This window comes from Pseudomonas sp. rhizo66 (assembly GCF_031931925.1).
Classification (GTDB): Bacteria; Pseudomonadota; Gammaproteobacteria; order Pseudomonadales; family Pseudomonadaceae; genus Aquipseudomonas.
This window is the reverse complement of record NZ_JAUJWZ010000002.1, coordinates 1-26493: the sequence shown is the minus strand read 5'-3', so window position 1 is coordinate 26493 and position 26493 is coordinate 1. Positions and strand designations below refer to the sequence as shown.

At 59.2% G+C, this 26493-nt stretch carries 31 protein-coding genes; 12 read left to right on the top strand and 19 right to left on the bottom strand.

Annotated features, from left to right (window positions below; all coding sequences use genetic code 11):
* Positions 1-73 precede the first annotated feature (73 nt).
* Positions 74-718 carry a dual specificity protein phosphatase family protein gene (locus QZR14_RS02140; RefSeq protein WP_250605504.1) on the top strand — a complete coding sequence of 215 codons (645 nt, stop codon included), beginning with the start codon at positions 74-76 and terminating at the stop codon, positions 716-718.
* A gap of 45 nt (positions 719-763) precedes the next feature.
* Here QZR14_RS02140 and QZR14_RS02135 read toward each other — a convergent pair whose 3' ends face one another.
* Together QZR14_RS02135 and prlC are read right to left on the bottom strand one after the other, a co-directional pair.
* Positions 764-1051, bottom strand: a complete 288-nt coding sequence (locus QZR14_RS02135) for a YheV family putative zinc ribbon protein (RefSeq protein WP_007911710.1) — start codon at positions 1049-1051, stop codon at positions 764-766.
* Positions 1048-3099, bottom strand: coding sequence for an oligopeptidase A (gene prlC, locus QZR14_RS02130; protein ID WP_250605503.1), 2052 nt, complete (start codon positions 3097-3099; stop codon positions 1048-1050). Before prlC ends, QZR14_RS02135 begins: the two co-directional genes overlap by 4 nt.
* Positions 3100-3187: 88 nt before the next feature.
* Between prlC and QZR14_RS02125 the strand changes: the two genes are divergently transcribed.
* Both QZR14_RS02125 and QZR14_RS02120 read left to right on the top strand, forming a co-directional pair.
* Positions 3188-3733 carry a gamma carbonic anhydrase family protein gene (locus QZR14_RS02125; protein ID WP_250605502.1) on the top strand — a complete coding sequence of 182 codons (546 nt, stop codon included), beginning with the start codon at positions 3188-3190 and terminating at the stop codon, positions 3731-3733.
* A 28-nt stretch (positions 3734-3761) separates the two neighbouring features.
* Positions 3762-4412: an HAD family hydrolase gene (locus QZR14_RS02120; protein ID WP_250605501.1), complete on the top strand. Its 651-nt coding sequence runs from the start codon at positions 3762-3764 to the stop codon at positions 4410-4412.
* 99 nt (positions 4413-4511) lie between these two features.
* Here the strand turns inward: QZR14_RS02120 and QZR14_RS02115 are convergent, their stop codons facing one another.
* Positions 4512-5603 (bottom strand): aminopeptidase, encoded by a 1092-nt coding sequence (locus QZR14_RS02115; RefSeq protein WP_311995784.1) that lies wholly within the window; start codon positions 5601-5603, stop codon positions 4512-4514.
* 59 nt (positions 5604-5662) lie between these two features.
* On the opposite strand from QZR14_RS02115, the gene QZR14_RS02110 reads away from it, so the two are divergent.
* Both QZR14_RS02110 and QZR14_RS02105 read left to right on the top strand, forming a co-directional pair.
* Positions 5663-6085, top strand: a complete 423-nt coding sequence (locus QZR14_RS02110; RefSeq protein WP_250605499.1) for a PA0061/PA0062 family lipoprotein — start codon at positions 5663-5665, stop codon at positions 6083-6085.
* A 40-nt stretch (positions 6086-6125) separates the two neighbouring features.
* Positions 6126-6545, top strand: a complete 420-nt coding sequence (locus QZR14_RS02105) for a PA0061/PA0062 family lipoprotein (protein WP_007911699.1) — start codon at positions 6126-6128, stop codon at positions 6543-6545.
* Positions 6546-6551: 6 nt separating this feature from the next.
* Here the strand turns inward: QZR14_RS02105 and QZR14_RS02100 are convergent, their stop codons facing one another.
* Positions 6552-6791, bottom strand: coding sequence for a DUF1161 domain-containing protein (locus tag QZR14_RS02100; protein WP_007911697.1), 240 nt, complete (start codon positions 6789-6791; stop codon positions 6552-6554).
* A 259-nt stretch (positions 6792-7050) separates the two neighbouring features.
* On the bottom strand, positions 7051-7482 hold the full coding sequence (locus QZR14_RS02095) for an OsmC family protein (RefSeq protein ID WP_127925340.1): 432 nt from the start codon (positions 7480-7482) through the stop codon (positions 7051-7053).
* Between the two features lie 241 nt (positions 7483-7723).
* Here QZR14_RS02095 and QZR14_RS02090 point away from each other — a divergent pair, with 241 nt between their 5' ends.
* A complete protein-coding gene (locus QZR14_RS02090; protein WP_311995782.1) occupies positions 7724-8725 on the top strand; it encodes an LLM class flavin-dependent oxidoreductase in 1002 nt (333 codons plus the stop codon).
* Between the two features lie 254 nt (positions 8726-8979).
* On the opposite strand, the gene QZR14_RS02085 is transcribed toward QZR14_RS02090, so the two are convergent.
* Positions 8980-9204, bottom strand: coding sequence for a DUF1161 domain-containing protein (locus QZR14_RS02085; protein WP_007911690.1), 225 nt, complete (start codon positions 9202-9204; stop codon positions 8980-8982).
* A 127-nt stretch (positions 9205-9331) separates the two neighbouring features.
* Complete coding sequence (locus QZR14_RS02080) at positions 9332-9547, bottom strand: dodecin (protein ID WP_016985551.1); 216 nt, start codon at positions 9545-9547, stop codon at positions 9332-9334.
* A gap of 157 nt (positions 9548-9704) precedes the next feature.
* Between QZR14_RS02080 and QZR14_RS02075 the strand changes: the two genes are divergently transcribed.
* On the top strand, positions 9705-10031 hold the full coding sequence (locus QZR14_RS02075) for a DUF883 family protein (RefSeq protein ID WP_007911686.1): 327 nt from the start codon (positions 9705-9707) through the stop codon (positions 10029-10031).
* Here QZR14_RS02075 and QZR14_RS02070 read toward each other — a convergent pair.
* Positions 10004-10921, bottom strand: coding sequence for a LysR family transcriptional regulator (locus QZR14_RS02070; protein WP_311995781.1), 918 nt, complete (start codon positions 10919-10921; stop codon positions 10004-10006). The genes QZR14_RS02075 and QZR14_RS02070 overlap by 28 nt on opposite strands.
* A 114-nt stretch (positions 10922-11035) precedes the next feature.
* Between QZR14_RS02070 and trpB the strand changes: the two genes are divergently transcribed.
* From trpB to QZR14_RS02055, 3 genes are all read left to right on the top strand, one after another.
* A complete protein-coding gene (trpB, locus tag QZR14_RS02065) occupies positions 11036-12268 on the top strand; it encodes a tryptophan synthase subunit beta (RefSeq protein ID WP_123455086.1) in 1233 nt (410 codons plus the stop codon).
* Positions 12268-13080: a tryptophan synthase subunit alpha gene (gene trpA, locus QZR14_RS02060; protein WP_250605492.1), complete on the top strand. Its 813-nt coding sequence runs from the start codon at positions 12268-12270 to the stop codon at positions 13078-13080. Before trpB ends, trpA begins: the two co-directional genes overlap by 1 nt.
* 122 nt (positions 13081-13202) lie before the next feature.
* Positions 13203-13646 (top strand): anti-virulence regulator CigR family protein, encoded by a 444-nt coding sequence (locus tag QZR14_RS02055; protein ID WP_311995780.1) that lies wholly within the window; start codon positions 13203-13205, stop codon positions 13644-13646.
* A 47-nt stretch (positions 13647-13693) separates the two neighbouring features.
* Here the strand turns inward: QZR14_RS02055 and QZR14_RS02050 are convergent, their stop codons facing one another.
* The 11 genes from QZR14_RS02050 to QZR14_RS02000 form a co-directional block, all read right to left on the bottom strand.
* Positions 13694-15655: a DUF7844 domain-containing protein gene (locus QZR14_RS02050; RefSeq protein WP_311995779.1), complete on the bottom strand. Its 1962-nt coding sequence runs from the start codon at positions 15653-15655 to the stop codon at positions 13694-13696.
* Positions 15652-15972 (bottom strand): DUF2388 domain-containing protein, encoded by a 321-nt coding sequence (locus QZR14_RS02045; protein ID WP_250605489.1) that lies wholly within the window; start codon positions 15970-15972, stop codon positions 15652-15654. Before QZR14_RS02045 ends, QZR14_RS02050 begins: the two co-directional genes overlap by 4 nt.
* A gap of 43 nt (positions 15973-16015) precedes the next feature.
* Entirely contained in the window at positions 16016-16333 is a 318-nt protein-coding gene (locus tag QZR14_RS02040; protein ID WP_250605488.1) for a DUF2388 domain-containing protein, read from the bottom strand.
* A gap of 107 nt (positions 16334-16440) precedes the next feature.
* The gene (locus QZR14_RS02035) at positions 16441-16758 is read right to left on the bottom strand and encodes a DUF2388 domain-containing protein (protein WP_007911658.1); all 318 of its coding nucleotides are present in this window, start codon (positions 16756-16758) and stop codon (positions 16441-16443) included.
* Positions 16759-16893: 135 nt separating this feature from the next.
* The gene (locus QZR14_RS02030) at positions 16894-17103 is read right to left on the bottom strand and encodes a DUF1127 domain-containing protein (RefSeq protein ID WP_250605487.1); all 210 of its coding nucleotides are present in this window, start codon (positions 17101-17103) and stop codon (positions 16894-16896) included.
* Between the two features lie 258 nt (positions 17104-17361).
* Entirely contained in the window at positions 17362-17577 is a 216-nt protein-coding gene (locus QZR14_RS02025; RefSeq protein ID WP_003220409.1) for a DUF1127 domain-containing protein, read from the bottom strand.
* Positions 17578-17899: 322 nt separating this feature from the next.
* Positions 17900-19393 carry an acetyl-CoA hydrolase/transferase family protein gene (locus QZR14_RS02020; protein ID WP_250605486.1) on the bottom strand — a complete coding sequence of 498 codons (1494 nt, stop codon included), beginning with the start codon at positions 19391-19393 and terminating at the stop codon, positions 17900-17902.
* Between the two features lie 214 nt (positions 19394-19607).
* Entirely contained in the window at positions 19608-21041 is a 1434-nt protein-coding gene (locus QZR14_RS02015; protein ID WP_007911651.1) for an NAD(P)(+) transhydrogenase (Re/Si-specific) subunit beta, read from the bottom strand.
* Positions 21041-21361 (bottom strand): NAD(P) transhydrogenase subunit alpha, encoded by a 321-nt coding sequence (locus QZR14_RS02010; protein ID WP_003220416.1) that lies wholly within the window; start codon positions 21359-21361, stop codon positions 21041-21043. Before QZR14_RS02010 ends, QZR14_RS02015 begins: the two co-directional genes overlap by 1 nt.
* A 15-nt stretch (positions 21362-21376) precedes the next feature.
* Positions 21377-22498, bottom strand: a complete 1122-nt coding sequence (locus tag QZR14_RS02005; RefSeq protein ID WP_250605484.1) for a Re/Si-specific NAD(P)(+) transhydrogenase subunit alpha — start codon at positions 22496-22498, stop codon at positions 21377-21379.
* A 418-nt stretch (positions 22499-22916) separates the two neighbouring features.
* Positions 22917-23831: a LysR family transcriptional regulator gene (locus QZR14_RS02000; protein WP_311995778.1), complete on the bottom strand. Its 915-nt coding sequence runs from the start codon at positions 23829-23831 to the stop codon at positions 22917-22919.
* Between the two features lie 158 nt (positions 23832-23989).
* Between QZR14_RS02000 and QZR14_RS01995 the strand changes: the two genes are divergently transcribed.
* Both QZR14_RS01995 and QZR14_RS01990 read left to right on the top strand, forming a co-directional pair.
* On the top strand, positions 23990-25171 hold the full coding sequence (locus tag QZR14_RS01995) for an acyl-CoA dehydrogenase (RefSeq protein ID WP_007953903.1): 1182 nt from the start codon (positions 23990-23992) through the stop codon (positions 25169-25171).
* Positions 25172-25184: 13 nt separating this feature from the next.
* Positions 25185-26405, top strand: a complete 1221-nt coding sequence (locus tag QZR14_RS01990; RefSeq protein WP_311995777.1) for a CaiB/BaiF CoA transferase family protein — start codon at positions 25185-25187, stop codon at positions 26403-26405.
* The last annotated feature ends 88 nt before the right edge of the window (positions 26406-26493 follow it).

Below are 26493 nucleotides of genomic sequence, written 5' to 3'. Positions count from 1 at the left end.
CACAGGGCTTTGACCGCTTAACATCGAAGCTGCGGTTCCGCTCACCGATGAACCCCGAAACGGTTACCCCAGCATGTCCCGAGTGCGTTTTTTTTCCGCTTTGTGCTTATCGCTTTTAGTGCTGTTGCCCTGGATGCCTGCACAGGCTGCAGCGATAGTGCCGGCTCGTCCCGCTGATTGGGCACAACCGGTCGAAGTGCAATACAACCTGTTCCAGATGTCCCCGACGCTCTACCGCAGCGCCTTGCCCGATGGCGGTGCGGTGCCGTTGCTGAAGAATCTGAAAGTCGCCACGGTGATCAACTTCCTTCCAGAAGCGGACAGCAACTGGTTGTCCGAGCCAGGCATCAACCAGGTGCAATTGCCGTATCGCACCAATCACGTTGACGACGCCGATGTACTCAAGACCCTACGCGCGATTCAGTCCGCCGAAGCCAACGGTCCGGTGCTGATGCATTGCAAACACGGCTCCGACCGCACCGGCCTGATGGCGGCGATGTACCGGATCGTGGTGCAAGGCTGGAGCAAAGAGGACGCCTTGAGCGAGATGACCCAAGGTGGTTTTGGCGAGAGCGGGCACTTTCGCGACAGCGTGCGCTATGTGATGCAGGCTGATGTCGACAAACTGCGCACGGCACTGGCCAACGGTGATTGCAGCACCAGTGCGTTTGCCACTTGCTCGATGAAGAGCTGGTTCCAGTCGGTCAACCTCAAATAAGCCGTGCCCTCCACGGCGTTGCACCGTGGAGGGTGATTCGCGGACTCAGTCTTCGGACTTTTTCTTCAGCTTCGGATTCGGGAAGAACTGCACCGCCTGCACCGTTTTGTCCGGAGCAGGTTTGTTCAGCGCACTGGTGTTGACCCGCGTGCCCAGTTCTTTCGGTACCGACAGCCCTTGCTCGTTGAGCGTGTCCGAGTAACCGCAAGCCACGCATTCACGGTGTGGCACGCTGTCCTCGTTCCACATCATCAACTTGTCCGGTTCGCTGCACGCCGGGCAGACCGCCCCGGCGATAAAGCGTTTCTTGGTAATCACAGGTGCCTCACTCATGCTGCCGCGTCCTCACTCAGGCCGCTATGGCGCAAGAGTGCGTCAATCGAAGGCTCACGGCCACGGAAGTCGACGAACAGCACCATCGGCGCCTGCGAACCGCCGCGCGCCAGAATCGCTTCGCGGAAAGCTCGGCCGGTTTCAGCGTTGAGCACGCCGTCTTCTTCGAATTTGGAGAAGGCATCCGCCGACAGCACTTCAGCCCATTTGTAGCTGTAGTAACCCGCTGCGTAACCGCCAGCAAAGATGTGCGCAAAGCTGTTCGGGAAGCGGTTATAGGCCGGCGGACGCATCACCGACACTTCGTCACGCACACCTTCGAGCACTTGCAGCACGCTGCGGCCGTCGCCGTGGGTGGCGTGCAATTCGAAGTCGAACAGCGAGAACTCCAGCTGACGAACCATCATCAGTCCGGACTGGAAGTTCTTCGCCGCGAGCATTTTTTCCAGCAGGTCCTGTGGCAGCGGCTCGCCGCTTTCGTAGTGACCGGAAATCAGTGCGAGGCCTTCCGGCTCCCAGCACCAGTTTTCCATGAACTGGCTCGGCAGCTCGACCGCGTCCCATGCCACGCCGTTTATCCCGGAAACACCCGCGTGATCAACGCGGGTCAGCAGGTGATGCAGGCCGTGACCGAATTCGTGGAACAGCGTGGTCACTTCATCGTGGGTCAGCAAAGCAGGTTTGCCGCTGTCGGCCGGGGTGAAGTTGCAGACCAGGTTGGCCACCGGGCTTTGCAACACGCCGTCAACGGTGCGGCGCCGGTCGCGGGCGCCGTCCATCCAGGCACCGCCACGCTTGTTGGCGCGGGCGTAGAGGTCGAAGAAGAAGCGCCCAACGTGCTGGCCGTTTTCCTTGATTTCGAACAGGCGTACATCCGGGTGCCAGGTGTCGAAGCCTTTCTGCTCGGCGATTTCGATGCCGTACAGACGCTGAACGATGGCGAACAGGCCGCCCAGCACTTTGTCGATCGGGAAGTACGCGCGCAGTGTTTCCTGGGCGACGCTGTAGCGTTGTTCGCGCAGCTTTTCACCGTAGAAACCGCTGTCCCAGCTTTGCAGGTCGGCGCAGCCCTGTTCGGCGGCATAAGCGCGCAGCTGTTGCAGATCCTGCTCAGCGAACGGCTTGCTGCGCTTGGCCAGATCACGCAGGAAGCTCAACACCTGATCGCTGGACTCGGCCATTTTGGTGGCCAGGCTCAGCTCGGAGAAACTGGCGAAACCCAACAGTCTGGCCAGTTCCTGGCGCAGGTCGAGGATCTCTTCCATCACCGGGCCATTGTCGTGCTGACCGGCGTTCGGCCCTTGGTCCGAGGCGCGGGTGCAGTAAGCGGCATAGACTTCTTCACGCAGGGCGCGGTCTTGCGCGTAGGTCATCACCGCGTAGTAGCTCGGGAATTCCAGGGTGATCAGCCAGCCGTCGAGGCCTTTGGCCTGTGCGGCGGCAGCCATTTGCGCCTTGGCCGAATCGGTCAGACCGGCGAGGGCGGCTTCGTCGGTGACGTGCTTGGTCCAAGCCTGGGTGGCGTCGAGCAGTTGATTGGAGAAGCGGCTGCCCAGTTCGGACAGTTTGCTCTGCACTTCGGCGTAACGTTTCTGTTCAGCTTCCGGCAGGTCGATACCCGACAGACGGAAGTCACGCAGGGCGTGTTCCAGAATAGTCTTTTGCGCGACGTCGAAACCGGCGGCTTGCGGGCTATTGGCCAGCGCTTCATAAGCCTGGAACAGCTCGCGGTTCTGGCCCATCTCGGTGGAGTAGGCGCTCAAGGCCGGCAGGCACGACTCGTAAGCTTCACGCAGTTCGGCGCTGTTGCACACGGCGTTGAGGTGGCTGACCGGGCTCCAGGCAGCGCCGAGGCGGTCATTGAGTTCGTCCATCGCCAACACCAGGCCGGCCCAGGTAGGGTTCTGGACTTGAGTCTTGAGAATTTCGGCGATGGCGGCGCGGTTGTCGGCCAGGATCGTTTCGATGGCGGGCAGGACGTGTTCGGCACGGATCGTGGAGAACGGCGGCAGGTCGTAGGACTGCAGAAGAGGGTTGTTCACGCTCACGGTTGGCACCTTGGCTGGGGAAACATTGCCCCATCTTAATTACAATCGGCATTCACCGCAGCTATCGGCGACAGAGAGAGAAATTATCGTGTCCGTTCGCAAGTACCAGAATCACACCCCAAACCTTTGCAAAGGCGCGTTTGTCGACGGCTCGGCGGTGGTAATCGGCGACGTCGAAATCGGTGAAGACAGCTCAGTGTGGCCGCTGACCGTGATCCGTGGCGACATGCACCGCATCCGCATCGGTGCGCGCACCAGCGTGCAGGACGGCTGCGTGTTGCACATCACCCACGCCGGCCCGTTCAACCCGGACGGCTTCCCGCTGCTGATCGGTGATGACGTGACCATCGCCCACAAGGTCATGCTGCACGGCTGTACCATCGGTAGCCGCGTCTTGATCGGCATGGGCAGCATTGTCATGGACGGTGCGGTGGTCGAGGACGATGTAATCATCGGCGCCGGCAGCCTGGTGCCGCCGGGCAAGCGTCTGCAAAGTGGCTTTCTTTATGTCGGCAGCCCGGTGAAACAGGTGCGTGCGCTCACTGACAAGGAAAACGCCTTCTTCACCTACAGCGCGGCGAACTACGTAAAGCTCAAGGACCTGCATCTGGCCGAAGGCTACGACCAGCTCTGAATCGCCTTACATCTGCTCAGGATTTCTCATGCATTACCAGACTGTACTGTTCGACCTTGATGGCACCCTGACCGACCCGCGTGAGGGCATCACCCGTTCCATTCAGTTCGCCCTCGCCAGGCTCGGCATCGATGAGCCGGACCTGACCAAACTGGAACACTTCATCGGCCCGCCGTTGTTACAGGCGTTCATGCAGTTCTACGATTTTGATGAAGCCAAGGCGTGGCAGGCGGTGAATTTCTATCGCGAGCGCTTCAAAGTCACAGGCCTGTACGAGAACCGTGTGTTCGATGGCGTCACACCGTTGCTGGAAACCCTCAGTGGCCAGGGCCGGCAGCTGTATATCGCCACGTCGAAGCCGTGGGAGTTCGCTCGCGAGATTGCCCGGCATTTTGATTTTGCCCGGCACTTCAAGGTGATCTACGGCAGCGAACTGGATGGCACGCGGACCAACAAGGTTGAATTGATTGCGCACCTGATCAAGGAAGAAGGGCTGGATCCGACGAATACGTTGATGATCGGCGATCGCAAGCATGATCTGATCGGCGCGCGCAGCAATGGGCTGGATGCGGCGGCAGTCGGTTATGGGTTTGGCAGTTTTGAAGAGTTGAGTGCCGAGGCGCCGGCTTATCATTTTGAAACGCTGGATCAGTTGCATCAGGCGTTTTTGCAGCGCTGATTAGTACGCCATCGCTGGCAAGCCAGCTCCCACGGTGAGCGATGTGCACAGGTTCACCGCTGTCCCTGTGGGAGCTGGCTTGCCAGCGATGAGGCCAATTCAGCCACGGAAGGTCTGCGAGTCTGCCAACGCTTTCAGTGCCGCCTTTCGCTCAGTCACCGGCAGCTTGCCCAACCTCTCAACCTCAGCATAAAACCTCAGCCAATCCCCCCCGACCTTTTTGAACAACGCCGAAAACGCCGGCACCCACTGGTCATACAGTCCAAACGGCAACAACCGCGCATTGTTCAGCGGCGCATTCACCCAGGCGTCATAACGCTTGTCCCCGGCCCACTGACTGTCCTTCATCAACCGATAATCCCGGCGAAACTGCTCGAACTCCGCGGCTTTGCGATCGCGCATTTGCTCAACCGGAATTGGCTGCGCGTAGAGCTTTTCCAGCCGTGAGCGGGTGTCGAGTACTAACTCAATGAACTGATCGCGCTGTTTCAACCGCGAGTCGCTATCCGCCGGCAACCCACGAAACGCCCGCCACTGCCGCGTACCTTCCTGCTCGACAAACGTGGCAAAGGACTCGTTGAACTCGGTGTCGTCCTTCACATAACAGCGCTGGTGCGCCAGCTCATGAAAGATCAGCGTGGCCAGGCGCTCATCACCCCAGCCCATCATTGAATTGAGGATCGGGTCGTTGAACCAGCCGAGCGTCGAGTAGGCCTCAACGCCGCCAATCGACACGTCCATGCCCTGCAAGCGCTGGATTGCCGCTTCACCCCGCGCAGCGCTCTGGCTGTAGTAACCGCGATAGGCCACACACCCGGCAATCGGGAAGCAATGGTTCTGCGGCGTCAGGGAGAACTCAGCTGTAGCGAACACATTCCACACCACGTACGGGCGATGGATGTCGGCGTACAGGCGATAGCTCTGGTTATCCGGCAAGTGCAGATGCTCACTGGCAAAGGCGCGGGCCTTTTGCGACTGCGCAAGGTGCTTGCGCAGTGTCGCGTCACGACTCGGATCGTTGATCACCTTTTCTACAGGCTCGCGCGCCCGCAGCAATTGCAGTTGGCCGCTGGCCAGTTGGCCGTAATAGCTGACGCTGGCGCAACCGTTGAGCAACAAAAACAACACACCCGGAAACAAAATCCGAAAAACGCGATCAAGTAACCCAAGGCTTGGAAACGGCCTGATCAAAATAAGAAATCCCCCGGAGAGTCTGCCCGCAAGACTATCCCGCCTTAAGGAGCACCGCTATGCGCATGTTGATGCTGACAGGGGGCCTGCTGACGCTGGCCGGTTGTGCCAATTTCGGAATGCCCGACCCCGACCCTTCGCAAGCCTGGATCGACCTTGATGCCCGGCAGCGGGACACGTCGTTGCAAGCGCTGAAGGTCGATAGCAGCGTGACCGACGATAAACGTTACTTTGAAGTGCAGCCAGGCAGCCATGAGTTGAAGGTGCGTTATCAGTTTCCGGTGGAGGCGACCAACATCGGTCCCGATGCTGAGCCGCTGTGGCGCGATTGCCAGTTGAGCGTGAAATTCAAGGATTTCAACGCCGGCCAGCGTTATCAGTTGCAGGCCGGCAGTATCGGCTTCCGGCCATGGGCCAAGCTTTATGACGAGCAGCGCAAAGTGGTAGGCCAGGGCACGCCGGCAGGCTGTCAGCGCACCTGAACGGCGCTATGCTGAGGATTCACATCCGTGGATATTCATCATGCGCCAGTTGCTGTTGTTGCTCGCTGCCGGTCTTTTGGCCGGTTGTCAGACGCCTTTGCCCCCGGCCGATCCGCACATGGCCTGGGTCGATTTTTCGACGCCGACACCCGGCGGTAAAGTGCTGATGGCCGAGCGTCTCGACAAACAGCGACTGAATGACGGGCGCTACTTTCAGGTCACCCCCGGCAGTCACGAACTGCGCGTGCGGTTCGATTTCGAAGTGTTTGGTGGTGGCGGCAGCTTGATGAACGGCCCGGTGGAGCGGCTGTGCTATCTGTACATCCGCTATGACCATTTCGAGGCCGGGCAGCGTTATGTGCTGGAGGGGCGTTCGCTGGGGTTCACTCCGAGTGCCCGGCTGTACAACGCCAAGCGCGAAATCGTTGCCGAAGATCGTGACTACAACTGCATCATGTGAAATGTTTCAGCTGTCGTTTTTCTGGTAGATGATCGCTTTGGTGCCGTTCTCACATGAACCGACCACCATGGCGATGTCATGTTTCGCAGCTTCTTCCTTGGTTACGATTTCCAGTGTATAGGACGGCACTGCTTTAGCCTGAATCTTGATTTCGATCTCTTTCTTGAGTTCTTCGCAGTCTTTGGGTGCCGCAATTACCGAGGTGGCCAGTGCACTGCAGAGAATCGCCAAGCCAATACGTTTCATGAGTGAAGCTCCCTGAGGCAGCGCGCACGGGCGTGCGCTGAAGCTGCTGTCATTGATTCGACCATACTTTTACAGCGAGGGTTCTGACTTCGCTCACAACTTGTGTTGAAGGTTTCAAACCTTGGTTGATCTGCAGATGGCTATCGCGAGCAGACTCACTCCTACAGGGGATCTTCGTCGCTCACAATAATTGTGTCCGCTGGAGATCAACTGTAGGAGTGAGCCTGCTCGCGATAGCGTCAGACCGGTCAGCGACAAATTAGCTGACCAGCGAAGCGTCTAGCGTAATCTTCGCATTAAGTACCTTGGACACCGGGCACCCTTCCTTGGCCTTGTTGCTCAGTTCTTCGAACTGCGCCTGCGTCGCCCCCGGGATTTTCGCCTTGAGAATCAGCTTCACCGCCGTGATCGCGAACCCGCCCTCTACCTGATCGAGGGTCACTTCAGCCTGAGTGTCGATGCTGTCGGCCTTCAGCCCCGCATCGCCCAGAATCATCGAAAACGCCATGGAAAAACAGCCGGCATGCGCGGCACCGATGAGTTCCTCCGGGTTGGTGCCCTTGCCACCCTCGAAGCGGGCCTTGAAGCCGTACGGTGCTTCTCTGAGGACACCGGTTTCGGTGGAGATCGAGCCAATGCCGGTTTTCAGATCGCCTGCCCAATGTGCGGATGCTTTCTTCACGATAGCCATGTCTGCCTCCTCAAGATCTGACGCGGAAACGCCGCGTCGTCGTGGTTTTGCTTGCAAGGCTTCTGAGGATAGACGCCGCAGCAAAGTTCAGCCCGGCTGAATCGTTGACTTTTTTAGTAGGAAATTTCATCGCTGCTATTGAAACTCGGGTATATGCCCTCATTGCACAAAACACGCTTATGGATTTGGCAGGTTTTCGTTTGCAAGAAAAGCCTGCCTCCTCACTCGGAGACGCAGGTTTATGAAACAACTGTCCGACGTAAAATTTTCCACCCTCGATCTGGTACCGGTGCGCGAAAACGGCAGCCCGGCGCAATCGTTGCGCAACTCGCTGGATCTGGCGCAGCACGTCGAGAAATTCGGCTACACGCGGTTCTGGGTGGCCGAACACCACAACATGGACGGCATCGCCAGTTCTGCGACGTCGGTATTGCTCGGCTATCTGGCTGGTGGTACGTCGACGATTCGTGTCGGCTCCGGCGGCGTGATGCTGCCCAACCATGCGCCGCTGGTCATCGCCGAGCAGTTCGGCACCCTCGAAAGTCTGTATCCGGGCCGGATCGACCTCGGTCTGGGCCGCGCGCCCGGTTCCGATCAGATGACAGCCCGTGCTCTGCGCCGCGAGCGCTCCGGCAGCGCTGATGACTTCCCGGAAGACGTCGCCGAACTGGTGCGCTACCTCGGCCCGCGTACCCCGGATCAGCGCGTGATCGCGATGCCGGGCACCGGCACCAATGTGCCGATCTGGTTGCTGGGTTCCAGTCTGTTCAGTGCCCAACTGGCCGGTGAGCGCGGCTTGCCGTACGCCTTCGCCTCGCATTTCGCCCCGCGCTTCATGCACGAGGCGATCCGCGTTTATCGCAATCACTTCAAGCCGTCGGCGGTGCTCGACAAGCCTTACGTGATGCTCGGCGTGCCTTTGGTGGCAGCGGACACCGATGAGCAAGCCGATTACCTGGCGACATCGGTGTACCAGCGCATTCTCGCGTTGATGCGTGGGCAGAGCCTGGTGCAGCGTCCGCCGGTGAAAAGCATGGACGGCCTGTGGCTGCCGCATGAGCGTGAGGCGGTGGGGGATTTCCTTGGGCTGGCGATGGTGGGTGGCCCGCAGAAGATCCGCGCGAAGCTGGAGGTGCTGATTGAGCAGACCCAGGCGGATGAGCTGATTTTTACCAGTGATCTCTACGAACACGCTGATCGTGTGCATTCCTACGAGTTGTTGGCGCAGGTGATGAAGGGCTGAAAGGCCAAAAAACACCCTCACCCTAGCCCTCTCCCGGAGGGAGAGGGGACTGACCGAGGTGTTCTTGCGCCCAACATCGACCTGAAAACTCCAGTCGTACTCAGGTTCTGAACAACCCCCGATCTGCTCCCTTTCCCCCTCGCCCCTCTGGGGGAGAGGGCTGGGGTGAGGGGGATCAATCTCAAACACACCACAAAACTTTCAGACACAAAAAAGCCGACGCCTTCACGTCGGCTTTTGTATTTCAGGCGCAATCAACCGCGCTTGTAGACGATTTCCTTGGTTCCGCCTTCGCAGGTACCGACGACGTCGCCGCCAGCCGCTGCGCCCTTATCGACAATCTCCAGCGAATACCCGGAAACGCCCTTGGCATCCAGCTTCGCCGCAATCTCGCTTTTCAGCTCTTCACATGGCTTGCCGGCAGCAAACGCACCACCCGCAAGGCTCAACAAACCTACTGCCAACATGAACTTCTTCATCGGTCGCACTCCCTGGTCGGATTAAAAGAGGCGGGCATCGAGCGTCGACCCGATGCACCCACCCTGTAGCGCTTTGCCATTCCTATGGCACTCGGCCAGCGCGCAAGTTCAGAAGACTAGACCAAACTCAGCTGCTGGCAATCTTGAAGCCGACTTTCAACGTCACCTGAAAGTGCGCTGCCTTGCCGTCCTTGATATGGCCACGGGTCTCGGTGACTTCAAACCATTCCAGGTTGCGAATGGTCTTGTTTGCTTCAGCAATTGCGTTGTTGATGGCGTCTTCGATGCTGCTGGTGGACGAACCGACCAGCTCGACTTTCTTGTACGTGTGATGGTCACTCATAACGATCTCCTAGGCGTGTGGAATTGAGACTAGCAGTGAATCTGCACTGTTGATTTCGGCGGCGCTGAGCAGGCGAAGTTCAGATTTTCTGCACTTTCTCAAACCGCTGAAGTCCCAACCAACACACGTCACTCATTACCAATGCAGGAGAGCCACCATGGCCAACACCTCTTTACGTAAAGCCTCGTTGCAAAGCATGGAAGCCGAGATCGAGAGTCTGCTCAAATCGTTGGAAAGCTTGAAGGACGACGCTTCGGACGAGTCGCGCAAGACCCTCAAGGCGCTGAAAAGCAATGCCGAAAGTGCGCTGAAACACTCGCGCCACCTGCTCAGTGATGCCTATGAAGAAGTCAAAGTGAAAACCCGCGAAACCGGGATTGCCACCCGTGATTACGCTCAGGAACACCCGTGGACGACGGCCGGTGTGGCGGTCGGTGCGATCGGTCTGCTTGCGGCTTACTTGCTGTTCAAGCGCGGCGAGTGATCGCTCTGGCGCAGCTCGTTCTTGAGCCATTGCGCCAGTTGACGGGCGCGCCCGTCCGCGGCGCGCTTGGGTAGCCACAACGCCAGTTGCGCCGGGGTTTCACAGAAGCCCCATGGCGCAACCAGGCGACCAGCCTTCAAATCTTCCGTCACCAGCGGCTCCGGCGCGATGGCCACGCCAAGACCTGCCACTGCTGCTTCCAGCAAGTAATACAAATGCTCGAAACCCTGTCCTGACTTCAGCGCTTTGGCGTCGAGGTGGTTCTGTTGTGCCCAGCTTGGCCAGGCTTGCGGGCGCGAAGTGGTGTGCAGCAAGGGTTCGTTTAGCAGGGCCGAGGCTGGCGCGGTTTGCAGACGTTGATAGCTGCTGAACAGCGGACTCATGACCGGACCGATGCGTTCTGCCGCCAGCTCATAGACCTGCATGTCCGCCGGCCACGGTGGTTCGGCGAACAGCAGTAAAGCGTCCAGTCCCGGACGGCGAGGGTCGAGATCGCCTTCACCGGCTGACAGGTGTAGGCGCAAGTCCGGGAGATCAGCATTCAATCGCCCCAGACGCGGAATAAACCAGCGCGCCAACAGGCTTCCAGAGCATCCCAAGACGAACGGCGCATCGGCGGTACTCTGCGTCAGCTCCGCGCAAACACTGCGCAACCGGTCAAACGCGTCGCCGCTGGCATCGCGTAAACGCACACCGGCATCTGTGAGTTTCAAGCCGCGACCATCCTTGACGAACAGACTGACGCCCAAGTGCTCTTCCAGCACCTTGAGCTGACGACTGACTGCGCCATGGGTGACGTGCAATTGTTCGGCGGCCTGACTGACGCTGTTCATTCGGGCGGTTGCTTCGAACGCGCGCAAGGCGTTCAGCGGAGGAAGGTCGTGGCTCATGGTATCTGTGAGTTTTCCTGACAGGTTGTGGCGATCTTATCGGTTTTCAGCTTAGAAGGTCAGGGGTAGAGTGGTCGTCATTGTCTTCTCACCCGAATTCACCTGGAGCGACTCATGACCCAGACTTCGAACACCTCTGATCTGCGTAATGGCCCTGACGCCAACGGCCTGTTCGGCTCGTTCGGTGGCCGCTACGTGGCAGAAACCCTGATGCCGTTGATCCTCGATCTGGCCCGCGAATACGAAGCGGCCAAGGAAGATCCGGCGTTCAAAGAAGAATTGGCCTACTTCCAGCGTGACTACGTCGGACGTCCGAGCCCGTTGTATTTCGCCGAACGCCTGACCGAGTTCTGCGGCGGCGCGAAGATCTACCTCAAGCGCGAAGAGCTGAACCACACCGGCGCGCACAAGATCAACAACTGCATCGGCCAGATCCTGCTGGCGCGGCGCATGGGCAAGAAACGCATCATCGCCGAGACCGGCGCCGGCATGCACGGCGTGGCCACTGCCACCGTCGCTGCGCGTTTCGGTCTGGATTGCGTGATCTACATGGGCACCACTGATATCGAACGTCAGCAGGCCAACGTCTTCCGCATGAAGCTGCTGGGCGCTGAAGTGATTCCGGTCGTGGCCGGCACCGGCACCCTGAAAGATGCGATGAACGAAGCGCTGCGTGACTGGGTGACCAACGTCGACAACACGTTCTACCTGATCGGCACCGTGGCCGGCCCGCACCCTTACCCGGCAATGGTTCGCGACTTCCAGGCCGTGATCGGCAAGGAAACCCGCGATCAGTTGCAAGCGCAGGAAGGTCGTCTGCCGGACAGCCTGGTGGCGTGCATCGGTGGCGGCTCCAATGCGATGGGCCTGTTCCACCCGTTCCTCGACGACAAGAGCGTTGAGATCATCGGCGTCGAAGCTGCCGGTTACGGCATCGAAACCGGCAAGCACGCGGCGAGCCTGAATGGTGGCGTTCCGGGTGTATTGCACGGCAACCGCACCTTCCTGCTGCAGGACGACGATGGCCAGATCATCGACGCCCACTCGATTTCCGCCGGCCTCGACTACCCAGGCATCGGCCCGGAACACGCCTGGTTGCATGACATCGGCCGCGTTCAGTACACCTCGGTGACTGACGACGAAGCGCTGGATGCGTTCCACAAGTGCTGCCGCCTGGAAGGCATCATTCCTGCCCTGGAAAGCGCCCACGCCCTCGCCGAAGTGTTCAAACGTGCACCGAAGCTGCCGAAGGATCACCTGATGGTGGTCAACCTCTCCGGCCGTGGCGACAAAGACATGCAGACCGTCATGCACCATATGGAACAGTCCCAGCAGGAGAAACACTGATGAGCCGCCTGCAAACCCGTTTTGCCGACCTCAAGGAACAGAACCGCGCCGCGCTGGTGACCTTCGTCACCGCCGGTGATCCGGACTACGACACCTCGCTGGCGATCCTCAAAGGCTTGCCGGGTGCTGGCGCCGACGTGATCGAGTTGGGCATGCCGTTCACCGACCCGATGGCCGACGGCCCGGCGATTCAACTGGCGAACATCCGTGCCTTGGGCGCCAAGCAGAACCTGGTGAAAACCCTGCAAATGGTTCGCGAATTCCGTGAAGGCAACAGCGACACCCCGCTGGTGCTGATGGGCTACTTCAACCCGATCCACATGTACGGCGTTGAGCGCTTCATCGCCGAGGCGAAAGAGGCCGGCGTCGATGGCCTGATCGTGGTCGACATGCCGCCTGAGCACAACGCCGAGCTGTGCGACCCGGCGCAGGCTGCCGGTCTGGACTTCATCCGTCTGACCACGCCGACCACCGACGATGCGCGTCTGCCGAAGGTACTCAATGGCAGCTCCGGTTTTGTTTACTACGTGTCGGTGGCTGGTGTCACTGGTGCCGGCGCGGCGACGCTGGAGCACGTTGAAGAGGCGGTGACCCGTCTGCGTCGTCATACCGATCTGCCGATCAGCATCGGTTTCGGTATCCGTACACCAGAGCAGGCGGCGTCCATCGCGCGCCTGGCCGACGGTGTGGTGGTGGGCTCGGCATTGATCGATCACATCGCCAACGCGACCACACCCGACCAGGCCATCGACGGCGTGTTGAGCCTGTGCTCGGCACTCTCCGAAGGTGTGCGTAAGGCCCGCGTCAGCTGAAGGTAAAGTTCCTGATACAGAGGAATTAGCGCCTCGCGGCACAGACTAATCGAGCAAGACCGAGGGATTCAGAACCACGTTCTGAATCCCTTTTTGCTGTTTGTGCCGTGAGGAAAGACCCGATGAAAATGCCGAAACGTCTGATTACCGGACTGGGCGTACTGATGATCAGTGCGACACCACTGCTGGCCAGCGCCGATCCGCGCGATGATCACGACCACGGCGGCCCGCAGCAGGGCCATTTCGATAACCGCGGCGACGACCACCGTGGCCCACAGAACGACCACCGTGGCGGCCCACCGCCTCGCGACTTCGGACCGGTACGTCAGACCATTCGTGATAATCATGGCTACTTTGTCCGCGGTGCACCGCCACCGCCGGGGATTCATCTGGAGCGTGGCCGGCCGTTGCCGCACGGCTATTACGGCGAGCGTCTGGATAAACGGGCGTTAGGTCGTTTGCCGGTGTATCCGGGTTACGAATGGCGCCGGGCGGGGGGTGACATCGTGCTGATCGCGGTGGGCACCGGGATCGTCTACGAAATTCTCGATGGGGTTTTGTACTGATCTGCAGGCAATAAAAAAGACCGCAGCTACTGGCTGCGGTCTTTTTTTCAGGGCAACTCCAATCCGCCGGAGGCCTTGTGCAGTTTGCGCAGATGCGCGCCGATCTGCTTCACATTTTCCTCACTGGCCGCAATCTCCGCGGCCCGCTTCGGTTCCAGCAATTTGCGCACTTCTGCATCCAGATCACCGGACAGCGCCAGCAGCTTCTTCTGCCGCTGACTGCTCTCCGCCTCGAGTCGACTGAACTCGGTCGGCTGCGGCAATCCGTAACCCTTGGAATCGAGCAATTCCGCCGGACGACTGAGGAAGCCGCTGTTGGCGAGAATTTCCTGCAAGGTCGCGTTGGCCTTGTCCATGCCGCCGTTTTCCAGCTCGCGCGCGCCGAGGTAACGCTGCTTGACCTCATCCTGAGCCAGTAGCAATTGGCGTCGATAACTGGCCTGCTCCAACAGCAGCAGTGCGGCGCTGGTACGCAAGTCGGCACGTTCGAACCACTCGCGACGCTCTTCGGCTGTCAGCGAAAGCCATTCCTCAACGGTGTTCTGTTTGATCGGCAATTGCTTCTTCAATACATCGAACATCGCTTGATAGCGATCGCGGAACGAGTCGAAGCGGTAACCCAGACGCAGTGCTTCTTTCGGATCATCCAATACGCTGGTATCGGCGAGACCGCGTCCCTTGAGCACTTCCAGCAAGCCGTTGGGCATGATGCTGTCGAGGCCGGTGAGCTGCGCGTTATTGCTGCCGCTGCGCAACAGTTTCAGACCTTCCACGGCGCAGTTGTTGGAAAGGAAGAAGTAGTTGCCGTCGTAGCTCCAGTGCATTTCGGCAGCGTGTTCGACCACGCCTTCGATCTCGTCGCGTGAAAGATTCAGCGGCACCGAGGCGAGGCTGCGCAGTTCGGTCTTGGTGTATTCGTCGATCACCTGCGCCAAGGGCAGGACGAACAGGCGTGACGGGTATTTGCCGACCAGACCGTCCCAACTCGACAGCTGCACGTCGCCGACAAAGGCGCGGTAGGACAGCACCAGGTGCTGATCGAGATCGAGCCGGCAGTCCGGACCCCGTGGGCGACCCGGTGCGCAGATCACCAGGCGCAACATGCTGTGGCCCCAGCGGCTGACCCAGTTCTGATTGGCCTCGGCGAGCAAGTAATCGACGGCATAGACCCGTTCCGGATCGACTTGCCCCAAGGGTTGCTTGGCGAAATCATTGCCGGCATTGAGGAACGAGAAGGTCTTGCTGCAGGTGTCCTTGGCCGGCGGCGCCCAGCCGAAGTGTTGCTGGAAATAACGATACAGCGCCGGGCGGCGGCAGGCGTAGCTCGGGTCGAGGAGGAAATACTCCATGTTGACCGCGACGAACTCCTTCGGGCTGGAGATTTCGTACAGATCCGGGCTGCGCGCGATCTGTCGGTTGTGCTGTTCGCGCTCACCACGGCGGCCGACGTATTGCTGCCAACCCGCGAGATCGAGCAGGCGCGGGTCGTCGCTGAGGGTGAAACGCCGGCCGTTCTGGCCGCGACACTCATCAGGAATGCCGATCAACCCGGCGCTGTTGAAGCGTCGGCTGCAACGCTGGATCAGCGTGCGCTCGGCACTCGGCCATAGGCGCGCGCGATCATAAATGTGGGTGATTTCGTGCAACACCGTGGCGAGCAGTTCCTGGCGCACAGTGCCGTGGGGGCGATTGGTTTTTTCTTTGGCTGCGCTGCCGTCAGTAAGACTCGCAAGCAGTTTGCGATTCAGATCAAGTTCGGCGACCAGTGTGGCTTGGCCATAGGCGTTGGCGGGCATGTCGTCGGTCCAGCCGACATCGATGCGTCGGTCCAGCCGTTCGATGAAGCTTGGCGGCAGCTTTTGCATCGCCTCATCGATCAGCGCCTGGCTGGCCTGTTGTTGGGCAGGGCTCAGACCGTCGGTCTTGAGCCGCAGTTGCAGGCCAGCGTGGGCGCTGTTGCCAAGCAACAACAACGCCCCGGCCAGCAGCCAGGTGCCGAGTGACTTCACAGTGCGAGGATGGCTTCGGCGAGTACCTGATCACTGGCGTCGCGCGCTTCCGGCACGCGAGCACGCAAGGTGTCGAGCGCAGCTTCCAGATGCGCGCCACGGATATCACCGTTGGTGGCGACGAAACTGGCGGCGTCGTCATGGGCTTCGCGGATGATTTTCGAATCGCGAATCGAAGTGGTGGTGTCGGAAGTGAAATCGATGGTGCGCTGGGAGGCACGAACGATGATGTTACTGGTGGCTACCAGGGTGTGCGCCTGGGCCACGTCGGCCAACAAAAACAGGCCAAGGGCGGCAGCAATCAGCGGGCTACGCATGGAACGACTCCGGAAGGGCAAGGATTACAGGGGTACAGGATAACTATTGGACGAGAATTGCCTCTGCCAGTTCAAGGTCGCTGACATGAAGTTTCGGCCGGGTTTTGCGCAGGTAATGCAGCGCGGATTCCAGACGAGCACCTCGCCATTCACCGTCGCTGGCAACAAACGCTGCTGCATCATCGTGAGCGGCAAGCAGCAGTTTACGGTCGAAAGGCGCGGAAGACACCATGCTGGTGGCGTAGCCGCTGACCACAGTGCCCTGCGTCGACGCATTGAAAGCATCAAAGGCATCGACCGACGTCGCCCAGCAGGCGCTAAACAATAAGGAAGGAAACAGTAGATTTGGAAGAAAGCGCATTGGACTCGTTAATTGTTGGCGAGCGCAAAGGCTAGCGCAATGCCCGGGCCAGAGCCAGCGCCGAAACATCGGGACACGCCGGGCGTGTCCCGCAAGGCTGCGATCGTTTAGATCGTCAGGATAGCCTGAGCCAGCTGTGCGTCAGTGGCTTGCAGCTGTGGCGCCTGATGACGGATGTGATCCAGTGCACTTTCCAGCTTCACCCCACGGATTTCGCCTTCGCTGGCCACGAAGCTGGCAGCGTCGTCACGGGCGGCAAGGACGATTTTGTCGTCGCGGAACGACGAGGTGACGTCGGAGGTGGCATCGGACGAGGACTTCAGTGCACCGACAACGGCGTCGGTGGTGACGATGAAGCTGGTGGCGCTGGCGTTGGCAGCCACGGCCAGCAGGGCGGCAGCGCTGAGCAGACGAAGACGGGACATGGTGTAACTCCTGTGGATAAACCGTAGAGAGAGGTGGCTCGGTATCTGAGGAGTCAGACGCCAGTGACACAGCATTCGCCACGTTCTGCGTGGATATTAGGCCGGCTTTGCAAGGTTCGCACAGTGGGCAGAATGCTAGCGCCAGAACGGTTTCTCCAGTTCATTGAGGCGATCGGCGTGGCTGAGGCCCAGATCGGCGAGATCCCGACTCGGTAGTTGAGCCAGTAAACGCCGGGTTCTGGCTCTCTCCAGGCTACCTCGAAGCCCTCGAAACAGGCGACGCAGAGGATTTGAGCGAGGGTAGGGTTGGCTGAAGTTTCCTGAAACATCCTGTAAGTCATTCATGACGTATTCCTTTTTGCCGATGAAGGCGGAAGGTCATGTTGAACCTGTGACAGAAGAAGAGGCAGGTACAGCAGAGTAAAATTGTACTTGTTCAGATCTTGTTTTGCTTTAACTGTACTGGTCGCCAATCCAGGTGGCTGTATTGAGGTATCCAGGCCTCAAAACGACAAAACCCGTCGTGGTTTCCCACGACGGGTTTTGTTTTGTTCAATTCGGGGTGCTGGCGGTGGGTCTAACGACCAGAGCCAGCGACGCTACTTAGCGCCAGAACGGCTTGCTCAGCTCTTCGTAGCGTTGTGCTTCGCTGATACCGGCGTCAGCCAGCAGACGCGAATCCAGGCGAGCCAGTTGATGGCGGCTGGAGATGCGGCGCTGCCACAACATCAGGTTGGCGATAACGCGCAGAGGCAGGGAAGCCTGGGTTTTTGCAGCTTTGTCTTCGAAGAACAGTTCGGAACTGAGTGTACGTTCCATGGTTGACATCCTTCCGCTTGTGGCGGGATCAGGTAGTGGTTTGACTGGTGCCCATGATCCTCTCGTTTGCCTAGTCTCTCTAGATACAGTTCAACTGTATTGTGAGTGACCAGTTAACTGTTTATAGGGGGTGTACGGGTCAAAATTGAACAAACTGTACCTGTCAGCACTAAAGTGGTGCATTTCAGCTCAATTTGATCAGAGCCGTAGGTGATTGCTGTAGGAAAAGACCGGTACAGCAGTACAGTTTTTGTCGGGCTGGAGGTGTGCCAAAACCCGCTGGGGCAAAACTGTGTTTGCGCCAGCGGTTTATCTAGGTGAATTACACCGCAAGCATGCGCCCGGTTTCTTCCAGGTTCATGTGCCAGCTGAGCGCTTCACGCAGGATGTGCGGGGTGTGGCCCCCGATTGCACAGGCCTTGGTGAAGTAATCATTTAGCGCTTGACGGAAATCCGGGTGCACACAGTTATCGATGATCACCCGCGCACGCTCCCGTGGCGCCAGACCGCGCAAATCGGCCAGACCCACTTCGGTCACCAGAATGTCGACGTCATGCTCGGTATGGTCAACGTGGCTGACCATCGGCACCACGCTGGAAATCGCGCCGCCCTTGGCGATTGATTTAGTCACAAACACCGCCAAATGCGCGTTGCGTGCGAAGTCGCCGGAACCACCGATGCCGTTCATCATCCGCGTGCCACAAACGTGCGTGGAGTTGACGTTGCCGTAGATGTCAAACTCCAGCGCTGTGTTGATGCCAATGATGCCGAGACGGCGCACGACTTCCGGATGGTTGGAGATCTCCTGCGGACGCAGTATGAGTTTGTCCTTGTACTTCTCCAGGTTGCCGAACACGTCGCTGTTGCGCCGCTCCGACAGGGTGATCGAGCTGCCCGAGGCAAAGCTCAGCTTGCCCGCATCGATCAGGTCGAACGTCGAGTCCTGCAGCACCTCGGAGTACATGGTCAGGTCTTCGAACGGCGAATCGATAAGGCCGCACATCACCGCATTGGCGATGTTACCGATCCCGGCCTGCAACGGGCCGAGCTTGTTGGTCATGCGACCGGCGTCGACTTCCTGCTTGAAGAAAGTGATCAGGTGCTCGGCGATGGCGTTGGTGTCGACATCCGGAGTCGACACGGTGGACGGCGAATCCGACTGCTGGGTAATAACGATGGCGACAATCTTCTCCGGCGGAATCGGAATCGCCGTGCTGCCAATGCGGTCGTCGACTTTTACCAGCGGGATCGGCGTGCGCGTCGGGCGGTAAGTCGGGATATAGATGTCATGCAGGCCTTCGAGGTTGGCGTTGTGCGCCAGGTTGATCTCGACGATCACTTGTTTGGCGAATATTGCAAAGCTCGCCGAGTTGCCCACCGAGGTGGTCGGCACGATGTGGCCTTGCTCGGTGATGGCAACGGCTTCGATGACTGCGATGTCCGGCAGTTTCAGCTGCTGGTTGCGCAGTTGCTCGACGGTTTCCGACAGATGCTGGTCGATGAACATGACTTCGCCGGCGTTGATCGCCTTGCGCAAGGTGCTGTCGACCTGGAACGGCATGCGCCGCGACAGTACGCCGGCTTCGGTCAATTGCTTGTCGAGGTCGTTGCCCAGGCTGGCGCCGGTCATCAGGCTGATCTTCAGCGGTGTGACCTTGGCCCGCTCGGCCAGTGCGTGGGGAACGGCTTTGGCTTCGCCGGCGCGGGTGAAACCGCTCATGCCGACGGTCATGCCGTCCTCAATCAGAGCGGCGGCGTCGGCAGCGCTCATCACTTTATCCAACAACGAAGGCAGGCGAATACGGTCACGGTACATGGATTATTATCTCGGGCAACGAGTAGCAGGATGCGCAGTCTAGTGAATTTGTCGGGCGCCTGTCCCGCTACCAAGGTCGCAAACGAGGCGTCTATTCAGCGGGTTTCAAGTAAAACACCGTTACCGGATCTGCAACAACGCGGCAAGTTGTCCGACGTTTTGCGCAAACAAAAACGCCCCGACTTGTCGGGGCGTTTGGTCTTGCAGCGGGGAATTACTCGACCGCTTTAACCATGTCTTCGATGACTTTCTTCGCGTCGCCGAACACCATCATGGTCTTGTCCAGATAGAACAGCTCGTTGTCCAGACCGGCATAACCGCTGGCCATCGAGCGCTTGTTGACGATGATGGTCTTGGCCTTGAACGCTTCGAGAATCGGCATGCCGGCAATCGGCGATTTCGGATCGTTCTTTGCGGCCGGGTTGACCACGTCGTTCGCGCCGAGCACCAGCACCACGTCAGCCTGGCCGAACTCGGAGTTGATGTCTTCCATCTCGAACACCTGGTCGTAAGGCACTTCGGCCTCGGCGAGCAGAACGTTCATGTGGCCAGGCATACGGCCGGCTACCGGGTGGATCGCGTACTTCACGGTCACGCCGCGGTGAGTCAGCTTCTCGGTCAACTCTTTTAAGGCGTGCTGCGCACGTGCAACCGCCAAGCCGTAGCCCGGCACGATGATCACGGTGTCCGCGTTGGTCAGCAGGAAGGTCGCATCATCGGCAGAACCGGATTTCACCGGACGTGCTTCTTTCGCACCGGCAGGGCCTGCATCGGCCGTATTGCCGAAGCCGCCGAGCAGCACATTAAAGAAGGAGCGGTTCATCGCCTTGCACATGATGTACGAGAGGATCGCACCGCTCGAACCCACCAGCGAACCGGCAATGATCAGCATCGAGTTGTTCAGCGAGAAGCCAATACCGGCCGCAGCCCAGCCCGAATAGCTGTTGAGCATCGACACCACCACCGGCATGTCGGCGCCGCCAATCGGGATGATGATCAGCACGCCCATCACGAACGCCAGTGCCAGCATCAGCGCGAACGCAGTGAGGTTACCGGTGAACATAAAGGTCAGGCCGAGTGCCAGCGTTGCCAGGCCCAGCACCGCGTTGAGCTTGTGCTGACCGGCAAACTGTACCGGTGCGCCTTGGAACAGGCGGAACTTGTACTTGCCCGAGAGCTTGCCGAACGCAATCACCGAACCGGAGAAGGTGATCGCACCGATCGCAGCGCCGAGGAACAGCTCCAGACGGTTGCCCGCCGGGATCGAGTCGCCCAGCTGTTTAACGATACCCAACGATTGCGGCTCAACCACCGCAGCGATAGCAATGAACACCGCCGCGAGGCCGATCATGCTGTGCATGAAGGCAACCAGTTCCGGCATCTTGGTCATTTCAACGCGTTTGGCCATGATCGAACCGGCAGTGCCGCCGACCAGCAGGCCGACGATCACGTAACCGATACCGGCCGTCGCCAGCTCAGCGCCCAACTTATAGATGAGGCCGACGGTGGTCAGAATGGCCAGCGCCATGCCAAGCATGCCGAACAGGTTGCCGCGTCGCGAGGTAGTCGGGTGCGACAGACCTTTGAGGGCCTGGATAAAGCAGATCGACGCGATCAGGTAGAGCGTCGTGACGAGATTCATGCTCATTACTTCGGCGCCTCTTCTTTTGCTTTCGGGGCTTTCTTCTTGAACATTTCAAGCATGCGGCGGGTGACCAGGAAGCCACCGAATACGTTGACCGCAGCCAGCGCCACGGCGAGGGTGCCCATGGTTTTGCCCAACGGCGTGACGGTCAGTGCGGCCGCGAGCATGGCGCCGACGATCACGATCGCCGAGATCGCGTTGGTCACGGCCATCAGCGGTGTGTGCAGCGCAGGTGTAACGTTCCAGACCACGTGGTAACCGACATAAATCGCCAGCACGAAGATGATCAGGTTGTAGATACCGGGGGAGATAAGCTCTTCCATCGTCTGAATCCCTGCTTAGGCGTTTTTGCGGATGACTTGGCCGTCGCGGCACATCAGGCACGCGGCGACGATATCGTCTTCGAGGTTGACGTCGAACTGGCCTTCTTTGGTGAAGACCAGCTTGAGGAAGTCCAGCAGGTTGCGCGCGTACAGTGCCGAAGCGTCTGCTGCGACTTCACCGGCCAGGTTGGTCGGGCCGCAAATGGTCACGCCATTTTCGACGACGACTTGGTCGGCCACGGTCAGCGGGCAGTTGCCGCCCTGAGCGGCGGCGAGGTCGATGACCACCGAGCCCGGTTTCATCTGCGCCACGGTGTCCGCGCTCAACAGCGTCGGTGCCTTGCGGCCCGGAATCAGCGCGGTGGTGATGACAATGTCAGCTTGCTTGGCGCGTTCGTGCACTGCCTGCGCCTGACGCTGCATCCAGCTCGCCGGCATCGGCCGCGCGTAACCGCCGACACCGACGGCGCATTCACGCTCTTCATCGGTCTCGTAAGGCACGTCGACAAACTTGGCGCCGAGGGATTCGATCTGTTCCTTAACGGCCGGACGTACGTCGGACGCTTCGATCACCGCACCCAGACGTTTCGCCGTGGCAATTGCCTGCAACCCGGCCACACCGGCGCCGAGAATCAGCACGCGCGCCGCTTTCACGGTGCCCGCGGCGGTCATCAGCATTGGCATGAAGCGAGGGTAATGGTGAGCGGCCAGCAACACCGCCTTATAGCCGGCAATGTTCGCCTGCGACGACAACACATCGAGACTCTGCGCGCGCGAGGTGCGCGGTGCCGCTTCGAGGGCGAACGCGGTAATCCCGCACTCGGCCATCTTTGCGATGGTTTCGTTGTTGAACGGGTTGAGCATGCCGACCAGCACCGCACCGCGCTTGATTAGCGTCAGTTCGGCATCGCTTGGCGCGACCACTTTGAGAATCAGCTCGGCGCCAAACGCGTCATTGGCACTGCCAATGGTCGCGCCTGCCGCTTCATAGGCACTGTCGACAACGCTGGCTTTAACGCCGGCGCCGGTTTGCACAGTGACCTTATGACCTTGGCTGATCAGCTTTTTAATGGTTTCCGGGGTTGCAGCAACCCGTGTTTCACCGGTCTGGGTTTCGAGAGGAACACCAATGTGCACGTCAAATCTCCTGCGTGATCTTATTGAGTAAACCCATGCACTACGGATGGTGCGACTGGGGCGGCCGATCAGCACGATCCCGCCAAATCAGGGCGGGGCGCGGCATTTTGCAGGCGAACTTTATGCCCTTCAAGGGATTATGACGGGTGACGGAAAATTAACTACAAGTCATCCCGTGACCGAATGTCGCAGATGGCCAGCTCAATCCCTTGCAGGCCGTGCCTTGTAAGGATTCTGGCCGAATATGGAAAAATTTCTCATTGGTGGCGTGAATAGACAGTAATGCGTCGTCTATGAAGGCTCAAAGCCACGTATTCAGGCGCTTGTGGGACGTCTGTACGACTTTCGGATACAGTCAGTGGAATTGCGACAAATAGTTATATCTGTAGGGCTTTTATTTTCCTGACTACCGGGTTAATTATCGCTGTAAGCCTTGTCCTTCAAGGCTGTAGCTCTGTGCCTGGGTCACCAGCCAGTCGCGAAATGCCTTCAATGACGCCGATTCGACCTTTCGCTCGGGAATCATCAGGTAGTAGGCCTTGATACTGGAGAGCGCCTGCGGGTTGGCAATCACCAGGCGTTTCTCGGCCAGCTCGCGCTGAATCAGGAATGGTGGAATCAGCGCAATGCCCATGTCGTGCATGGCTGCCTGGGCCAGCATGGAGAATAGCTCGTAGCGCGGTCCTGTCATGTCGCGGGGGATATTCAGGTGTTGCGAGTTGAACCATTGGCGCCAGGCGTAAGGGCGCGTGGTCTGCTGTAGCAGCGGTAGCTCGGCAATCTCATCGGCAGTCAGATGCGTCTTGTTGCCGAGTAGGGCGGGACTGCACACCGGCATCGGATTCTCGCCCATCAGCCTGTGGGATTCGGTACCGGACCAATCGGCGTCACCGAAGTAGATCGCGGCATCGAATTCGGTATCGGCAAACAGAAAGGGTCGGGTGCGGTTGGTCAGATTGACGGTGACTTCCGGGTGCTTGAGCTGGAAATCCTTGAGCCGCGGCAGTAGCCATTGGGTGCCGAAGGTTGGCACCACCGCCAGTTCGATCACATTGGTGCCTTGCTGGCCCATCACTGACAGTGTGTCACGCTCGACCGCATCGAGTTGCGTCGCGACCCGGCGGCTGTAGGAAAGTCCCGCTTCGGTCAGCTTTACCCCACGTCGGGAGCGCCGGAACAGTTCCACGCTGAGGAACTCCTCAAGGCTGGCGATCTGTCGGCAAATGGCGCCTTGGGTGAGGGAAAGTTCTTCGGCAGCGCGGGTAAAGCTCTCGTGGCGCGCGGCAGCTTCGAAACTGATCAGGGCGGTGGTGCTGGGGATCTTTCTGCGCATGTACGTCAACCTCACTAATGCGCCGCATAAAAGGCATTTCACGACGTTTCGGAGTGAGAAATTAGCACAACAGAATGCGAAATCCTCGTTTGCCGCGATGACGAACCGCGCCTAGGATCAATGCCACGTTAATTCACCCGATTTGCGAGGACACACTCATGGGCGGTAAAGCTAGCTTCAACTGGATCGATCCCCTGTTGCTGGATCAACAGCTCACCGAAGAGGAGCGCATGATCCGCGACACCGCCGAGCAGTTTGCTCAACAGAGCCTCGCACCGCGTGTTCTTGAAGCCTTCCGTCATGAGAAAACCGATCCGGCGATCTTCCGCGAGATGGGCGAAGTCGGCCTGTTGGGCGCGACCATTCCTGAGCAGTACGGTGGTAGCGGTCTCAACTATGTCAGCTACGGTCTGATTGCCCGTGAAGTCGAGCGTGTCGACTCCGGCTACCGCTCGATGATGAGCGTGCAGTCGTCGCTGGTGATGGTGCCGATCAACGAGTTCGGCACTGAAGCGCAGAAACAGAAATACCTGCCGAAACTGGCTTCCGGCGAATGGATCGGCTGCTTTGGTCTGACCGAACCCAACCACGGTTCCGACCCGGGCGCGATGATCACTCGTGCACGTAAGGTCGACGGCGGCTACAGCCTGACCGGCGCGAAAATGTGGATCACCAACAGCCCGATCGCCGATGTGTTCGTGGTCTGGGCTAAAGACGATGCCGGCGACATCCGTGGCTTCGTGCTGGAAAAAGGCTGGAAAGGCCTGAGCGCTCCAGCGATTCACGGCAAAGTCGGTCTGCGCGCATCGATCACTGGTGAAATCGTCATGGACAACGTTTTTGTGCCGGAAGAGAACATCTTCCCGGATGTGCGCGGTCTGAAAGGGCCGTTCACTTGCCTCAACTCCGCACGCTATGGCATTTCCTGGGGCGCGCTGGGTGCCGCTGAGTTCTGCTGGCACACCGCTCGTCAGTACACCCTCGATCGTCAGCAGTTCGGTCGCCCACTGGCCGCCACTCAACTGATCCAGAAGAAACTGGCCGACATGCAGACCGAGATCACTCTGGCCTTGCAAGGTTGCCTGCGTCTGGGTCGTATGAAGGATGAGGGCACTGCTGCGGTCGAGATCACTTCGATCATGAAGCGCAACTCGTGCGGCAAGTCGCTGGATATCGCCCGTATGGCGCGCGACATGCTCGGTGGTAACGGCATCTCCGATGAGTTCGGTGTGGCCCGTCATCTGGTCAACCTGGAGGTGGTGAATACCTATGAAGGCACTCACGACGTTCACGCGCTGATCCTTGGGCGTGCGCAAACCGGTCTGCAAGCGTTCTATTAACAGGAGAGCGACCATGGGCGCGCTGTCGCATCTGCGGGTACTGGATTTATCGCGCGTGTTGGCCGGGCCGTGGGCCGGGCAGATTCTCGCCGACCTTGGCGCCGAGGTGATCAAGGTCGAGCGCCCGGGTAATGGTGACGACACTCGCGCCTGGGGGCCGCCCTTCCTTAAAGACGCTTATGGCGAAAACACGTCGGAAGCGGCTTACTACTTGTCGGCCAACCGCAACAAGCAATCGGTGACCATCGACTTCACGCGTCCCGAAGGCCAAAAGTTGGTGCGGGAGTTGGCAGCGAAGTCGGACATTCTCATCGAGAACTTCAAGGTCGGTGGACTCGCGGCTTATGGTCTGGATTATGAGTCGCTGAAGGCGATCAATCCTGATCTGATTTACTGCTCGATCACTGGTTTTGGTCAGACCGGGCCGTATGCCAAGCGCGCGGGTTATGACTTCATGATTCAGGGCTTGGGTGGGCTGATGAGCCTGACCGGGCGTCCTGAGGGTGATGAAGGCGCCGGACCGGTGAAGGTCGGTGTCGCGTTGACCGATATTCTCACCGGTCTGTATTCGACGGTAGCGATTCTCGCAGCACTGGCACATCGCGACCATGACGGCGGTGGTCAGCACATTGATATGGCGTTGCTCGATGTGCAGGTGGCGTGTCTGGCTAACCAGGCGATGAACTACCTGACGACGGGCAATGCACCGAAACGCTTGGGCAATGCGCATCCGAACATCGTGCCTTATCAGGATTTTCCTACGGCTGATGGTGATTTCATCCTCACCGTGGGCAATGACGGGCAGTTCCGCAAGTTTGCCGAAGTGGCGGGGCAACCGCAGTGGGCGGATGATCCGCGGTTCGCGACCAATAAACTGCGGGTGGCGAACCGAGCGGAGCTGATTCCTTTGATTCGCCAGGCCACGGTGTTCAAGACAACTGCCGAATGGGTTGCTCAGCTGGAGCAGGCGGGTGTGCCGTGCGGGCCGATCAATGATCTGTCGCAGGTGTTCGAAGATCCTCAGGTCAAAGCGCGTGGATTAGCAATAGAGATGCCGCATGCATTGGCGGGGATGGTGCCTCAGGTGGCCAGCCCTATTCGTTTGTCGCAGACACCGGTCGAGTATCACCGGGCGCCACCCTTGTTGGGCGAGCATACGCTGGACGTTTTGCAGCGGGTGTTGGGGATGGGCGTGGGTGCGGTGGCTGATTTAAAGGCGGCTGGGGTGCTGTAAACATTCCTTCTATATAGAGGCGCAGCGGTTTCTTCCTATATAGAGCTGCGATTGGCTGTTTTTTAGCCAATGCGCAAGTGATTGAAAG

Excerpts from the sequence above, each read along its gene's own strand:
- QZR14_RS02140 (WP_250605504.1), top strand. The coding sequence starts at position 74 with ATGTCCCGAGTGCGTTTTTTTTCCGCTTTGTGCTTATCGCTTTTAGTG.
- QZR14_RS02135 (WP_007911710.1), bottom strand. The coding sequence starts at position 1,051 with ATGAGTGAGGCACCTGTGATTACCAAGAAACGCTTTATCGCCGGGGCG.
- QZR14_RS02120 (WP_250605501.1), top strand. The coding sequence starts at position 3,762 with ATGCATTACCAGACTGTACTGTTCGACCTTGATGGCACCCTGACCGAC.
- QZR14_RS02110 (WP_250605499.1), top strand. The coding sequence starts at position 5,663 with ATGCGCATGTTGATGCTGACAGGGGGCCTGCTGACGCTGGCCGGTTGT.
- QZR14_RS02105 (WP_007911699.1), top strand. The coding sequence starts at position 6,126 with ATGCGCCAGTTGCTGTTGTTGCTCGCTGCCGGTCTTTTGGCCGGTTGT.
- QZR14_RS02100 (WP_007911697.1), bottom strand. The coding sequence starts at position 6,791 with ATGAAACGTATTGGCTTGGCGATTCTCTGCAGTGCACTGGCCACCTCG.
- QZR14_RS02095 (WP_127925340.1), bottom strand. The coding sequence starts at position 7,482 with ATGGCTATCGTGAAGAAAGCATCCGCACATTGGGCAGGCGATCTGAAA.
- QZR14_RS02090 (WP_311995782.1), top strand. The coding sequence starts at position 7,724 with ATGAAACAACTGTCCGACGTAAAATTTTCCACCCTCGATCTGGTACCG.
- QZR14_RS02085 (WP_007911690.1), bottom strand. The coding sequence starts at position 9,204 with ATGAAGAAGTTCATGTTGGCAGTAGGTTTGTTGAGCCTTGCGGGTGGT.
- QZR14_RS02080 (WP_016985551.1), bottom strand. The coding sequence starts at position 9,547 with ATGAGTGACCATCACACGTACAAGAAAGTCGAGCTGGTCGGTTCGTCC.
- QZR14_RS02075 (WP_007911686.1), top strand. The coding sequence starts at position 9,705 with ATGGCCAACACCTCTTTACGTAAAGCCTCGTTGCAAAGCATGGAAGCC.
- QZR14_RS02070 (WP_311995781.1), bottom strand. The coding sequence starts at position 10,921 with ATGAGCCACGACCTTCCTCCGCTGAACGCCTTGCGCGCGTTCGAAGCA.
- trpB (WP_123455086.1), top strand. The coding sequence starts at position 11,036 with ATGACCCAGACTTCGAACACCTCTGATCTGCGTAATGGCCCTGACGCC.
- trpA (WP_250605492.1), top strand. The coding sequence starts at position 12,268 with ATGAGCCGCCTGCAAACCCGTTTTGCCGACCTCAAGGAACAGAACCGC.
- QZR14_RS02055 (WP_311995780.1), top strand. The coding sequence starts at position 13,203 with ATGAAAATGCCGAAACGTCTGATTACCGGACTGGGCGTACTGATGATC.
- QZR14_RS02045 (WP_250605489.1), bottom strand. The coding sequence starts at position 15,972 with ATGCGTAGCCCGCTGATTGCTGCCGCCCTTGGCCTGTTTTTGTTGGCC.
- QZR14_RS02040 (WP_250605488.1), bottom strand. The coding sequence starts at position 16,333 with ATGCGCTTTCTTCCAAATCTACTGTTTCCTTCCTTATTGTTTAGCGCC.
- QZR14_RS02035 (WP_007911658.1), bottom strand. The coding sequence starts at position 16,758 with ATGTCCCGTCTTCGTCTGCTCAGCGCTGCCGCCCTGCTGGCCGTGGCT.
- QZR14_RS02030 (WP_250605487.1), bottom strand. The coding sequence starts at position 17,103 with ATGAATGACTTACAGGATGTTTCAGGAAACTTCAGCCAACCCTACCCT.
- QZR14_RS02025 (WP_003220409.1), bottom strand. The coding sequence starts at position 17,577 with ATGGAACGTACACTCAGTTCCGAACTGTTCTTCGAAGACAAAGCTGCA.
- QZR14_RS02020 (WP_250605486.1), bottom strand. The coding sequence starts at position 19,393 with ATGTACCGTGACCGTATTCGCCTGCCTTCGTTGTTGGATAAAGTGATG.
- QZR14_RS02015 (WP_007911651.1), bottom strand. The coding sequence starts at position 21,041 with ATGAGCATGAATCTCGTCACGACGCTCTACCTGATCGCGTCGATCTGC.
- QZR14_RS02010 (WP_003220416.1), bottom strand. The coding sequence starts at position 21,361 with ATGGAAGAGCTTATCTCCCCCGGTATCTACAACCTGATCATCTTCGTG.
- QZR14_RS02000 (WP_311995778.1), bottom strand. The coding sequence starts at position 23,831 with ATGCGCAGAAAGATCCCCAGCACCACCGCCCTGATCAGTTTCGAAGCT.
- QZR14_RS01995 (WP_007953903.1), top strand. The coding sequence starts at position 23,990 with ATGGGCGGTAAAGCTAGCTTCAACTGGATCGATCCCCTGTTGCTGGAT.
- QZR14_RS01990 (WP_311995777.1), top strand. The coding sequence starts at position 25,185 with ATGGGCGCGCTGTCGCATCTGCGGGTACTGGATTTATCGCGCGTGTTG.